This window comes from Kitasatospora sp. SC0581 (assembly GCF_048159585.1).
GTDB lineage: Bacteria > Actinomycetota > Actinomycetes > Streptomycetales > Streptomycetaceae > Kitasatospora.
In genome coordinates this window covers 1-11580 of sequence record NZ_JBLRWA010000052.1, presented here as the reverse complement: position 1 = coordinate 11580, position 11580 = coordinate 1, and the positions used below count along the sequence as shown (strand labels likewise).

Annotated in this window: 13 protein-coding genes; 8 read left to right on the top strand and 5 right to left on the bottom strand. The window is 74.3% G+C overall.

Features of this window, described 5'->3' with window-relative positions; all coding sequences use genetic code 11:
* Window positions 1–165 precede the first annotated feature (165 nt).
* The 3 genes from ACLWS4_RS36680 (at window position 166) to ACLWS4_RS36670 (ending at window position 2812) form a co-directional block, all read left to right on the top strand.
* Window positions 166–969 carry an MBL fold metallo-hydrolase gene (locus ACLWS4_RS36680; RefSeq protein ID WP_049655396.1) on the top strand — a complete coding sequence of 268 codons (804 nt, stop codon included), beginning with the start codon at window positions 166–168 and terminating at the stop codon, window positions 967–969.
* A 7-nt stretch (window positions 970–976) separates the two neighbouring features.
* On the top strand, window positions 977–1408 hold the full coding sequence (locus tag ACLWS4_RS36675) for a nuclear transport factor 2 family protein (protein WP_369808330.1): 432 nt from the start codon (window positions 977–979) through the stop codon (window positions 1406–1408).
* A 138-nt stretch (window positions 1409–1546) separates the two neighbouring features.
* Window positions 1547–2812, top strand: a complete 1266-nt coding sequence (locus ACLWS4_RS36670) for an NAD(P)/FAD-dependent oxidoreductase (protein WP_416876391.1) — start codon at window positions 1547–1549, stop codon at window positions 2810–2812.
* Window positions 2813–2821: 9 nt separating this feature from the next.
* Here the strand turns inward: ACLWS4_RS36670 and ACLWS4_RS36665 are convergent, their stop codons facing one another.
* A complete protein-coding gene (locus ACLWS4_RS36665) occupies window positions 2822–3799 on the bottom strand; it encodes a right-handed parallel beta-helix repeat-containing protein (RefSeq protein ID WP_416876390.1) in 978 nt (325 codons plus the stop codon).
* Window positions 3800–3998: 199 nt separating this feature from the next.
* Here ACLWS4_RS36665 and ACLWS4_RS36660 point away from each other — a divergent pair, with 199 nt between their 5' ends.
* Window positions 3999–4418, top strand: coding sequence for a DUF3592 domain-containing protein (locus ACLWS4_RS36660; RefSeq protein WP_117492909.1), 420 nt, complete (start codon window positions 3999–4001; stop codon window positions 4416–4418).
* Between the two features lie 51 nt (window positions 4419–4469).
* Here the strand turns inward: ACLWS4_RS36660 and ACLWS4_RS36655 are convergent, their stop codons facing one another.
* Both ACLWS4_RS36655 and ACLWS4_RS36650 read right to left on the bottom strand, forming a co-directional pair.
* A complete protein-coding gene (locus ACLWS4_RS36655; protein ID WP_416876389.1) occupies window positions 4470–5150 on the bottom strand; it encodes a GOLPH3/VPS74 family protein in 681 nt (226 codons plus the stop codon).
* A 71-nt stretch (window positions 5151–5221) separates the two neighbouring features.
* Window positions 5222–5791: a Clp protease N-terminal domain-containing protein gene (locus tag ACLWS4_RS36650; protein ID WP_416876388.1), complete on the bottom strand. Its 570-nt coding sequence runs from the start codon at window positions 5789–5791 to the stop codon at window positions 5222–5224.
* A 183-nt stretch (window positions 5792–5974) separates the two neighbouring features.
* On the opposite strand from ACLWS4_RS36650, the gene ACLWS4_RS36645 reads away from it, so the two are divergent.
* The 3 genes from ACLWS4_RS36645 to ACLWS4_RS36635 all read left to right on the top strand — a co-directional run bounded on the left by ACLWS4_RS36645 (window position 5975) and on the right by ACLWS4_RS36635 (window position 8159).
* The gene (locus ACLWS4_RS36645) at window positions 5975–6958 is read left to right on the top strand and encodes a S1C family serine protease (RefSeq protein WP_416876387.1); all 984 of its coding nucleotides are present in this window, start codon (window positions 5975–5977) and stop codon (window positions 6956–6958) included.
* Window positions 6959–7332: 374 nt separating this feature from the next.
* Window positions 7333–7701 (top strand): RNHCP domain-containing protein, encoded by a 369-nt coding sequence (locus ACLWS4_RS36640; protein WP_049655414.1) that lies wholly within the window; start codon window positions 7333–7335, stop codon window positions 7699–7701.
* Between the two features lie 29 nt (window positions 7702–7730).
* Window positions 7731–8159: an RNHCP domain-containing protein gene (locus ACLWS4_RS36635; protein WP_416876386.1), complete on the top strand. Its 429-nt coding sequence runs from the start codon at window positions 7731–7733 to the stop codon at window positions 8157–8159.
* Window positions 8160–8405: 246 nt separating this feature from the next.
* Here the strand turns inward: ACLWS4_RS36635 and ACLWS4_RS36630 are convergent, their stop codons facing one another.
* Window positions 8406–8822 (bottom strand): hypothetical protein, encoded by a 417-nt coding sequence (locus ACLWS4_RS36630; RefSeq protein ID WP_416876385.1) that lies wholly within the window; start codon window positions 8820–8822, stop codon window positions 8406–8408.
* Between the two features lie 6 nt (window positions 8823–8828).
* Window positions 8829–9383 carry a universal stress protein gene (locus ACLWS4_RS36625; RefSeq protein WP_387829645.1) on the bottom strand — a complete coding sequence of 185 codons (555 nt, stop codon included), beginning with the start codon at window positions 9381–9383 and terminating at the stop codon, window positions 8829–8831.
* Window positions 9384–9665: 282 nt separating this feature from the next.
* Between ACLWS4_RS36625 and ACLWS4_RS36620 the strand changes: the two genes are divergently transcribed.
* A complete protein-coding gene (locus tag ACLWS4_RS36620) occupies window positions 9666–11456 on the top strand; it encodes an oleate hydratase (protein ID WP_375875706.1) in 1791 nt (596 codons plus the stop codon).
* Window positions 11457–11580: the final 124 nt, after the last annotated feature.

Below are 11580 nucleotides of genomic sequence, written 5' to 3'. Positions count from 1 at the left end.
CCCTCCTCCGCCTTGCGATGCACGCACCCCAACGCCGCCCCGCCCGCCCTCCGGGCGGACGACGGGAGTTTGAAGACCGGCCCTAGACCTTCCGGATGCGGACGGGCCGCGGACCGGTGATGCTGACGGCGAGGCGTGACCGGCCCGAGGAAGGACCAATCAAGCATGAGCGCACTCGACTTCGAGATCATCGACAGCCCCGACAGCTCGCTCAACAAGACCTCCGTCCTGGTCACCGGCCCGCAGGACGCGCTGCTGGTGGACGCCGGGTTCACCCGCTCCGACGGGCGCCGGCTGGTGGAGCGGATCAGGGCGAGCGGCAAGGAGCTGACCACGGTCTTCGTCAGCCACGGCGACCCGGACTTCTACTTCGGCGCCCAGGAGGTCCAGGACGCCTTCCCGCGGGCCCGCTTCCTGGCCACCGCCACGACCGTCGAGCACATCCAGGAGACGTACGAGTCCAAGCTGCGCGCCTGGGCCCACCTGGGCCCGGAGCTGCCCACCCGGCTGGTGCGACCCGAGGTGCTGCACGGGGACGAGCTGGTCTTCGAGGGCCACCGCTTCGAGCTGCGCGGCGCCGACTTCCACCTGCCGGACCGGCACTACCTCTGGCAGCACCACCACCGGGCCGTGCTGGGCGGGGTGCTGCTCTTCGAGGGGCTGCACGTGTGGACCGCCGACACCCCGACCTCCGCCCAACGGGCCGCCTGGATCGACCTGTTGGACGGCATCGAGGCGCTCCACCCGACCTGGGTGGCGGCTGGCCACCGGATCGCCGGCGCGCCCACGGACCTGAACGCCGTCGACCACACCCGGGCCTACCTGCGCGCCTTCGAGACCGAGATCGGCCGGGCCGCGGACGCGGCCGCCGCCAAGGAGGCGCTGGAGCGGCGCTTCCCGACGCTGGGGCTGCGGATCGCGGTGGACATCGGCACCAAGGTCGTCATGGGCGAGATGGCGTGGGGGTGAGCGGACGGTGATCGAGATCCCCCGGGACGTCGCCTCCTTCGCGGAGTCGCAGTCCCCCGCCGACGTGGTGCGCCGCCAGTACCTGGCCTCCGCCCGGGGCGACCTGGCCGCGCTGCGCGCCACCCTGGCCGAGGACGTGGAGTGGACCGAGATGGCCGGCTTCCCGCTGGGCGGCACCTACCGCACCCCGAAGGGCGTCACCACCAACGTGATGGAGCGGCTGGCCGCCGACTGGGACGACTGGACGGCGCACGACGACAGCTACGTGGTGGACGGCGAGGACGTCGTGGTCCTGGCCCGCTACACGGCCGTCCACAGGGCCACCGGAAAACCGCTCGCGGTGCGGGTCGCCCACCACTTCACCGTGCGCGGCGGCCGGATCGTGCGCTTCGAGCAGTTCACCGACACCGCGCTGGTCAGGGAGGCGATGACGGCCTGAGGCCCGCACGGGACCCTCGCGACGCCCGCGTTCACTCGTACGGGCGAGCGCGGCGCGGCGCGCCAGGCGCGGTCTCGACAGACCACCCGGACGGCGGCAGGCTGACCCCGACCACGGCCGGAGAACGAGGAGTCGAGCATGGCGGGCACGGACACCGGGACCACCGGAGCGGGCGGCGGGCGGCAGCGCCCGATCGTCGTCGTCGGGGCGTCCCTGGGCGGCGCGAAGGCGGCCGAGGCGCTGCGCGAGGCCGGGTACCGGGGCGGCATCGTCCTGATCGGCGAGGAGCACGAGCGCCCGTACGAGCGGCCGCCGTTGTCCAAGGGCTACCTGCAGGGCAAGACGCCCCGGGAGAAGATCTACGTCCACCCGCCGCAGTGGTACGCCGAGCACGACGTCACGCTGCGGCTGGGCACGGCGGTGGCCGCGATCGACCCGGCCGGGCACACCGTGACGCTCGCCGACGACGGCCGGATCGAGTACGCCAAGCTGCTGCTGACCACCGGCTCGGTGCCGCGCCGGCTGCCGGTGCCCGGCGCGGACCAGGACGGGGTGCTCTACCTGCGCCGGGTCGAGGACAGCGACCGGATCAGGGCGGCGCTGCGGCCCGGGGCCCGGATCGCGGTGATCGGCGCGGGCTGGATCGGGCTGGAGGTGGCGGCCGCGGCCCGCGAGGCGGGCGCCGAGGTGACGGTGCTGGAGGCGCTGGAACTGCCGCTGCTGCGGGTGCTCGGCCGGGAGGTCGCCCAGGTCTTCGCCGACCTGCACCGGGAGCACGGGGTGGACCTGCGCCTCGGCGTGAAGGTGGCCGAACTGACCGGCGAGGGCGGCTCGGTGAACGGCGTCAGGCTCGCCGACGGCACGACGGTGGCGGCCGACGCGGTGGTCGTCGGCATCGGCATCGCCCCCGCCACCGGCCTCGCCGAGGCGGCCGGGCTGGAGGTCGACAACGGGATCAAGACCGACCAGCACCTGCGCACCTCGGACCCGGACGTGTACGCGGCCGGCGATGTCGCCAACGCCTATCACCCGCTGTTCGGCAGGCACGTCCGGGTCGAGCACTGGGCCAACGCGCTCAACCAGCCGCAGACCGCCGCCCGCGCGCTGCTCGGGCAGCCGGACGCGGTGTACGACCGGGTTCCCTACTTCTTCACGGATCAGTACGACCTCGGCATGGAGTACGTCGGCTACGTCGAACCCGACGGCTACGACCGGGTGGTGTTCCGCGGCGACCCGGCCACCCGCGAGTTCATCGCGTTCTGGCTCTCCGGCGGCCGGGTGCTCGCGGGGATGAACGTCAACGTCTGGGACATCACCGACCCGATCCGCGAACTGGTGCGCTCGGGGCGGGTGGTGGACACCAAGGCGCTGGCCGACCCGAAGGTGCCGCTCGGGGACCTGTAGGGTCCGGCCTCAGCCCACCGGGATGCCGGGGTTCACCAGCCCCCGGCCCCCGGTGACGGTGTTGCCCGCGCCGATCGTCACCGTGCAGTTCGCCGCGTCGTAGTCGGTCACGTCGATCGCGTAGCGGTCCGGGCCGGTGGCGCCGGTGAGGTCGGAGCGGTTGCCCCGGAAGACGGTGCCGCAGCCCCAGCCCGGCCGGACGCTGTGGACCTGGTAGCCGTCGTCGGTGGTGCGCCGGCCGGTGTTGTTCTCGATGACGTAGCCGTTGCCCTTCACGTCGACCCAGGAGTCGTCGTAGTTGCGCCCGGTGAGGCCGTCGCCGTCGAAGGTGTTGCCGGAGACGAGGCCGCCGACGGTGCCCTCCTTGAGGTCGACGTTCTCGGCGCCGATGTTCGGGCCGAAGGTGTTCCCGGTGATCCGCACGTAGTCGCTGTGGTCGGTCAGGGTGTTGGCGGTGCCGACGTAGACGCCCTCGCCCATGCCGTCCCGGCTGAGGCCGGTGTCGTGGATGCGCGAGCCGCGCAGCGTGCCGTGGGCGCTGGAGTTGCGGAAGTGCACGCCCTCCATGGTGGTGTGGTGGACCGTCACGTCGTCGAGGACCACGTAGTCGGCGGAGTCGGCCATGATGCCCTTCTGGGCCCCGGTGACGGTCAGCCCCTGGACGGTCCAGTAGCTCGCGCCGTCGAGGTGGAGGCCGTAGCCGCCGCCGGTGGGGGTGGTGAGGACGGCCTTCGCCGAGCCGGTGAGGGTGATCCGGGCGGCGGCGGTGCCGGGGGTGGTGGCCTTGAAGGTGCCGGTGTAGGTGCCGTCGGCGAGCTGGATGGTCTGGCCGGGCCGGGCGGCGGCGAGCGCGCTCTGGAGCTGCTTGGCGGTGCCGACCTTGACCACGGCCGCCGGGGCGGCGGAGTCGGTGGCCACGGCCGCGGGGGCGGCGCTGCCGAGGGTGAGGACGGTGAGCGCGGCGAGGAGAACGGGGCGCCTGGTCACGGACGGTGCTCCTTGCGGTGGTCGGGGCCGGCCGGAGGACGGGGCCGGTGGCGACAGGAACATGCCGTCGCCCAGAGTGGACTGGACCATTCCGAGGCGTCAAGAGTGCCTCCCCGCGCGATACTGGAGCCCTGGGGGAACCCCGGACAGGGTCGGTCAAGGTCAGTCGGGGTCGGACGGGTCGGACAGGGAGGCGGCGATGGGCGGCGGTACGGCCGGGTTCGCCGTGGTGGTGTTCGGTGCGCTGGGCGGCGTGGTCGCCTACCTCGCCGGGGTGGTCGGCCTGCGCGAACTGCGGCGGCTGCGCCGGGTCGGCGTCCCCGTGCGGGCGCTGGTGCGCGAGCGCGCCGCGGCGCCGGAGGACCGCGCGCTGCCGCCGCGGCCGCTGCTCCAGTTCGAGACCGAGGACGGCCGGGTGGTCGAGGTCTTCTCCCCCGTCCCCTCCACCGCCCGCCACCCGCTGCCGGACGGCGGCTTCGTCCCGGTCCGCTACGACCCGGCGGACCCGCGGCAGGTGCTGGTGGACGGGCGGGAGCGCGCGGGGCTGGAGTACGGGTTCCTCGCGCTCGGGGTGCTGGTGGTGCTCGGCTCGATCACCCTCGGCGCCGCGGTGCTCTGAGCGGTACGGCGCACGCGGGCGGGCGGGCCTCGCCCGACCCGCCCGACGCACTCACATGGTGGCCGCGGTGGTCGCCGCCACGGTGGTCGCGATGGTGACGGCGGCCATCGTGAGCTGCACGGCCCGGATCGCCTCGCGGACGGAATCGGCCGCCCCGTCACCGGCGGCGATCTCGGCGAAGCGCGGCTCGACCTGCTTGCGGGGCAGGTCGGGGAAGGCCAGCCCGTGCAGCCGGGAGCCGTGCAGCAGGGCCACCAGGGCTGCGGTGCGCAGGTCCGGTTCGGCGCCGTCCAGCACCACCGCGGCCAGCCGCGCGCGCAGTTCGCGCTCCGCGCCGCCGTCCGCCTCCGGGTAGCGGCGGACCGGGAAGATGCCCAGCGCGCGGCGGCGCTCCTCGACCACCAGGCCGCGCTCGCACAGCCGCGCGACGGTGTCGGCGACCACCGTCGACCGGTCCCTGGTCAGCCAGTCGGCCGCCTTGGCCTTGCCGGAGCGGCGTCCGGCGGCCCACTCGTCGAGGCGGGCCAGCCGGCCGTCCACCAGCGGTTCGCCGGTCGGGGTGCGGTCGGTGACGGTGAGCCGACCCTCCTCGATCGCGACCCGCTCGGCCAGCACCAGCTCGGCCAGGATGCCGCCCGCGGCGGCCCAGGCGGCGGTGGCGGCGTCCTTCGCCACGCCGGACTCGTCGTCCAGCGAGAGCAGCATCAGCTCCTCGGCGAGGGTGACATGCATCGGGGTGTCCCTTCTTCTCGACTTCTCGGCTTCTCGGTGTCGCGGCCGCGCGGGCCCCAGGCGCGTAGCCCTCAGCCCCGCAGGGCGTCGACCAGGCGTCGGGCCCGGGTGTCCTCCTCCAACAACGCCCGGAGCAACCGATCAGTGCCCTGACCTGCGATGTCGGCCAGGTAGGCCTCCACCGAGCGCGGGTCGGCGGGCAGCGTCACCTCGCCGGAGTCGAGCGCGGCGTGCGCCCTGGCGTAGTCGAGACCGAGACCGGCGAGCAGTTCGCCGGCGCCGTCCTCCTCCACCGGCCGCGGCTCGTGGCGGGCCACCTCGTGCACGGCCAGCAGGGCGAGCAGGACGTGCTCGGTGCCGGGCGTACGGCGTCCGAGGCGCTCGGCCTGGGCGTCGGCCTCCGGCCGGATCCAGGCCGCCGGACCGGACGGGCCCGGCTGCAGCAGGCGCTTCCAGCGCGGGGCCGGGTGGGCGCGGCGGGCCAGCAGCGCCTCCCGGGTGGGGCGCAGCAGCGGGTCGAGGGCACCCGGCGCGGCCGGGTCGCCCGCCGAGACCGGCGAATCCGGTAATTCCGGTGGGTTCAACGAGTTCGGTGAGACCGGCGAGTCCCGCCGGTCCGGCTCCGGCACGGTCGTTTCCATCGGCCCTCCCACGACTGCGGCTTTACTCGGACTATACGCTTGCTTTTCCTTCTCTTGGGCATTTTCCGCACGTCAAGAAAGCGTCAGGACGGCGCCGGCGGCGGGCCCGGAAGACCGGGCGCCCCACCGTTGTTGCCATCTGGTGCCATCGTGAGAACCGCGCCCGCGAGAGGGGTGAGCACCATGGCCGACACGCTCCCCGGGCCGGGCCCGGTCCCCGAGGCGGAAGCGCCGCTGGACGCCTACTCCCGGGTCGTCACCTCCGTCGCCGCCGCGCTGACCCCGCGGGTCGCCGCGCTCCAGGTGCCCCGGCGCGGCCGGGGCGGCTGGTTCAGCACCGCGCTCGGCTCGGCGGTGGTCTTCACCGAGGACGGGTTCCTGCTCACCAACGCCCATGTGGTCGGCCACGCCGACGCCGGGACGCTGGCCTTCGCCGACGGCACCACCTCCCCCTTCCACACCATCGGCGCCGACCCGCTCTCCGACCTGGCCGTGCTGCGCGCCGACGGGCCCACCCCGTCGCCGGTGACGCTCGGCGAGGCGACCGGCCTGCGGGTCGGGCAGCTGGTCGTGGCCGTCGGCAACCCGCTGGGCCTGGCCGGGTCGGTCACGGCGGGCGTGGTCAGCGCGCTCGGCCGCTCGATCCCGGCCCGCTCCGGCAGCGCGGTGCGGGTCATCGACAACGTGATCCAGACCGACGCCGCGCTCAACCCGGGCAACTCCGGCGGCGCGCTGGCCACCGCGGACGGCGAGGTGGTAGGCATCACCACGGCGGTGGCCGGAAACGGGCTCGGCCTGGCCGTCCCGATCGACGCCACCAGCCGCCGGATCGTCGCCGCCCTGCTCGCCGACGGCCGGATCCGCCGCGCCTACCTCGGCCTCGCCGGGGTGCCCGCGCCCCTGCCGCCCGCCCTGCGCCACCGCACCGGACAGCCCACCGGTCTGCGGATCGTCGAGGTGGTGCCCGGCGCGCCCGCCGACCGCGCCGGGCTGCACGAGGGCGACCTGCTGCTCACCGCCGCCGGGGAGCCGATGGGCAGCGCCCAGGCCCTCCAGCGCCTGATGCTGGCCGATGCGATCGGCCGCCCGCTCCCGCTCACCGTCCTGCGCGGCGAGGCCCTGGTCGACGTGCTCGCCGTCCCGGCGGAGCTGCCCGCCGACGACTGACCGGGAGCCTGGACCGTCGGCAGGGCCGGGGCCGGGGCCGGGGCCGGGGCCTGGACCGAGCGCCGACGGCATCCTGGTCACCTCCATACCGACATCGTGCGCGCCCTTATGTCCGGCGCCGCGACGAGGGCCGGAGCGGGGAGAAAACCGTTGGCGCCCGGGCGACCGGCGTGATTAGGCTGACGCCGTTCCGTACCGATCGACCCGGGCTGCCGCCCGACCGGAGAGGGTGTCTTGATGTCCCGGATCGCGCCGAGTGCGCCTCGCCACCGTCCGACGACCACCGTCTGACGAGCATCGCCTGACGACCAGTCGAGGCCGCTCGGCCTGCTCTTGCTGCCACTGCACGAACCCCCCAGCAAGGAGCACCCCGGGTGTCCAGCACCTCCAGCACTCCCCCCGTTCTGAAGACCTCCACCTTCGCCTGTGCCTGGTGCGGTCTGACCGTCTCCACCTACGCCGCCGACGGCACGCGGCGCAACCACTGCCCGTCCTGCCTGCACTCGCAGCACGTCCTCGACCACGTCGAGGGCGGGCCGAGCGACTGCCTGGGCCGGATGTCGCCGATCGCCATCGCCGTGCTGCGCACCGGCGACTGGACGGTCGTCCACCGGTGCGTGCGCTGCGACGAGCTGACGTCCACCCCGGTCTGCACGGACGACAACCAGCTCGTCCTGATGCGGATGGCCGTCCGGCCGCTCGCCCAACCGCCGTTCCCGCTCGAAGCGTTCGGCACCCTCTGAAGCGCGCCCGGAAGAGGGAGGACCGAACCATGCCACGACGCAAGAACTCCGGCGGCGGGGGTCGGCGGGACCACCGCCCGCAGCGGTACAAGGACGTCCTGCACGGACAGGGCGGGCACCGGGCGCACGCCTTCCGCTGCGTGGACTGCCGGTTGGACGTCCCGCTGGACGCCCCCGGCACCGCCCACCGCAACCACTGTCCGAACTGCCTGGCCAGCCGTCATGTCGACGGCCGGACACCCGGCGACCGGGCGGCCGGCTGCGGCGGCCGGATGACGGTGCTGAGCCTGTCGGTCCGCGCCGACGGCGAGTGGATGATCATCCACCAGTGCCTGTCCTGCGGCGAGTTGAGCGCCAACCGGATCGCCGGGGACGACAACGCCCTGGCCCTGGTCCGGCTCGCGCTCAAACCCTTGCAGGACACCACCGTGGCGCACCGCACGATGCTCACGCTGTAGGCGCGCGTCCCCCGCGCGCCCCCACGCGTCCCCGTGTCTCCGACCGGGACGCGCCTGTGACCGGGGCGCGCGGGGCGGTCGCGGCGGGCCCGTCCGTACGGGCGGGCCCGCTGTCCGAACCGTCGACCGCTCCGCGCGCCCGGCCATCTGTCCCCACCGGTTCACCGGGGGGCTCCGGATACCGGCCGGAGCCCCGGTTCCTCGGCGCGGTCCGTCCGTACGGGCGGACCGTTCACGGGCCGCGCCTCAGACCGGGCGGTCCGGGCGCAGCAGCGCCACCCGCACCGAGCGGCGCGGGAGGGCGGCGGGCAGGGCCGCCAGCAGGGCGGCGGCGGTGAACACCGCGTAGTGCCCGGCCTCCACCCACGGTCCCGCCCAGCCGAGTTCGCCGTGGTGGTGCTCGGCGAAGGCGTTGCGGCAGAGCCAGGCGGCCAGGCCGATCAGCGGCGCGGCCGCCGGCCGGGAGCTGCGGCCGACCAGGGCGCACAGCGCCAGGTAGCCGACGTACGGCAGCGGGCCCGAGTGCAGTTCGCCGAGGACGCCGAGCACCAGCGCCACTCCGCCGCCCGCGAGCAGCGCCACGCTGCCCGCGGTGCCGGCCGACAGCCGCTCCAGCACGGGGTGGTAGCGGGTGCCGCCGGGGCGGGCCGAGTACATCCGCACCGCGGACTACCGCTCCGCCGCGAGGAGTTCGGGCGCGGGCCCGACCGGCAGGTGCCAGCGGGTGCGGCGGTGCAGGGCCTCCAGGTCGTGCAGCAGCTCGGGGGCCGGGACGGTGAGCACCGGGCAGCCGGCCCGCCGGGCGCAGTAGGCGGGCACCGCGCGCCGCAGCCGGCGGCGCAGCGGGCCGCCGCTGTGGCCGAGGACCAGCAGGTCGTCCGGCCGGTCGGCGATGTGCAGCAGGGCCGGGCCGGTGTCGCCGCGGACCAGCACCGGGCGCATCGGCACGCCGGGGCCGGCGCCGCCGAAGGCCGCGTCGAGGGCGTCCCGCAGCCGCTGGTCGGCGGCCTCCCGGACGGCGGCGAGCAGCGGCGGGCAGGGCGAGCGCCGGTAGCCGTGTTCGCCGCCGGGGGGCTCCCAGGCGAGCACCGGCACCAGGACGGCGCCGCGGTCGCGGGCCTCGGCGGCGCCGCGGTGCAGTGCGGCCAGGCTGCCCAGCGAGCCGCTGACCCCGACCACCACCCTGGGTGCCGCGCCGTCCTCGTGCCGCCCGTTGCCGTGCATGTTCCGTCCTCGTGTGGTCGTGTTCTCCGTCGTCGTCCAGCCAACCGCCGTGCCGGGGCTGACCTGCGCTCCTTGACGGCTTCCTGACGTCCCGGAGGGCGTTCCCAACGCGCTCCATACGCGGCCCGCCGGGTTCCCGCGCCGCCGGAACCACCCGCGTCTCACCCGTTCGGCCTACTCAGCGGGCGAAGATCACCGCCGGATGGGTGGATGGAGACGGCCCGCCGGGATTCGGCATGCCCGCCGGGCGGTTCGATGTCGAACGTTCTAGGGAGCACGGGCTTGTACTACAGCAGCGGCAACTACGAGGCGTTCGCCCGGCCGAGGAAGCCCGAGGGGGCCGACCGCAAGCGGGCCTGGTTCGTCGGGTCGGGGCTCGCCGCGCTGGCGGGGGCGGCGTTCCTGGTCCGGGACGGCCAGGTGCCCGGCGAGCGGATCACGGTCCTGGAGCGGCTGAAGCTGGCCGGCGGCGCGCTGGACGGGATCGAGGTGCCCGAGAAGGGCTTCGTGGTCCGCGGCGGGCGCGAGCTGGAGGACCACATGGAGTGCCTGTGGGACCTCTTCCGCTCGGTGCCCTCGCTGGAGGTCGAGGGCGCCTCCGTCCTCGACGAGTTCTACTGGCTCAACAAGGACGATCCCAACTTCTCGCTCCAGCGGGTCACCGAGCGGCGGGGCCAGGACGCGCGCACCGACGGCCTGTTCGCGCTCGACGACAAGGCGCAGAAGGACCTGGTCCGGGTCTTCCTCGCGACCCGGGAGGAGCTGGAGGGCAAGCGGATCGACGAGGTCTTCTCGCGGAACTTCCTGGACAGCAACTTCTGGCTGTACTGGCGCACCATGTTCGCCTTCGAGGAGTGGCACGGAGCGCTGGAGATGAAGCTCTACCTGCACCGCTTCATCCACCACATCGGCGGCCTGCCGGACCTGTCCGCGCTGAAGTTCACCAAGTACAACCAGTACGAGTCGATGGTCCTGCCGCTGACCCGCTGGCTGACGGACCAGGGCGTGCGGTTCCGCTACGAGGTCGAGGTCACCGACATCGACTTCGACCTCGCCCCCGGCAGCGACGGCTCCCCCGGCCGCAAGCAGGCCACCCGGATCCACTGGCGGGAGGCCGGCCGGGAGGGCGGGGTGGACCTCGGCCCGGACGACCTGGTGTTCACCACCATCGGCTCGCTCACCGAGAACTCCGACGACGGCGACCAGCACACCCCGGCCCGGCTGGACGAGGGCCCCGCCCCGGCCTGGGACCTGTGGCGCCGGATCGCCGCCAAGGACCCGGCCTTCGGCCGCCCCGAGGTGTTCTGCGGCAACATCCCGGAGAGCAAGTGGGAGTCGGCGACCGTCACCACCCTGGACCCGCGCATCCCGCGCTACATCCAGAAGGTCGCCCGGCGCGACCCGTTCGGCGGCGGTGTGGTCACCGGCGGCATCGTCACCGCCCGGGACTCCTCCTGGCTGCTGAGCTGGACGGTCAACCGCCAGCCGCACTTCAAGCAGCAGCCCGCCGACCGGATCGTGGTCTGGGTCTACTCGCTGTTCGTCGACCGACCCGGCGACTTCGTGAAGAAGCCGATGCAGGACTGCACGGGTGAGGAGATCACCCAGGAGTGGCTGTACCACCTGGGCGTCCCGGTCGGCGAGATCCCCGACCTGGCCGCGAACGCCGCCCGCTGCGTGCCGGTGATGATGCCGTACGTGACGTCCTTCTTCCTGCCCCGGCACGCGGGCGACCGGCCGGACGTGGTGCCGGAGGGCGCCGTCAACTTCGCCTTCATCGGCCAGTTCGCGGAGACCACCCGGGACTGCATCTTCACCACCGAGTACTCCGTGCGCACCGGCATGGAGGCCGTCTACCGGCTGCTCGACGTCGAGCGCGGCGTGCCCGAGGTGTTCAACTCCACCTACGACGTGCGCAAGCTGCTCGCCGCCACCACCCGGCTCCGGGACGGCGCCGAACTCGACCTGCCCGGGCCGGAGTTCCTGCGCAAGCGGCTGCTGCGCCGGCTGGAGGCCACCGAGATCGGCGAGCTGATGCAGGAGTTCGGGCTGATCGAGGACGAGCGGAGGTAGCCGGAGCGCGCTGTCGGCGCTGACGGCGGTGGGGGGGGGGGCGGGGGCCCCCCCCCCCCCCGGCCCGGTGCGCCCGCCCCCGGGCGGGGCCCCCCACGGGTAATGGGGGATCGGCACAATCACC

Bases quoted from the DNA above. Each gene is read 5' to 3' on its own strand.
- ACLWS4_RS36680 (WP_049655396.1), top strand. From the start codon at position 166: ATGAGCGCACTCGACTTCGAGATCATCGACAGCCCCGACAGCTCGCTC.
- ACLWS4_RS36670 (WP_416876391.1), top strand. From the start codon at position 1,547: ATGGCGGGCACGGACACCGGGACCACCGGAGCGGGCGGCGGGCGGCAG.
- ACLWS4_RS36660 (WP_117492909.1), top strand. From the start codon at position 3,999: ATGGGCGGCGGTACGGCCGGGTTCGCCGTGGTGGTGTTCGGTGCGCTG.
- ACLWS4_RS36655 (WP_416876389.1), bottom strand. From the start codon at position 5,150: ATGCATGTCACCCTCGCCGAGGAGCTGATGCTGCTCTCGCTGGACGAC.
- ACLWS4_RS36650 (WP_416876388.1), bottom strand. From the start codon at position 5,791: ATGGAAACGACCGTGCCGGAGCCGGACCGGCGGGACTCGCCGGTCTCA.
- ACLWS4_RS36645 (WP_416876387.1), top strand. From the start codon at position 5,975: ATGGCCGACACGCTCCCCGGGCCGGGCCCGGTCCCCGAGGCGGAAGCG.
- ACLWS4_RS36635 (WP_416876386.1), top strand. From the start codon at position 7,731: ATGCCACGACGCAAGAACTCCGGCGGCGGGGGTCGGCGGGACCACCGC.
- ACLWS4_RS36625 (WP_387829645.1), bottom strand. From the start codon at position 9,383: ATGCACGGCAACGGGCGGCACGAGGACGGCGCGGCACCCAGGGTGGTG.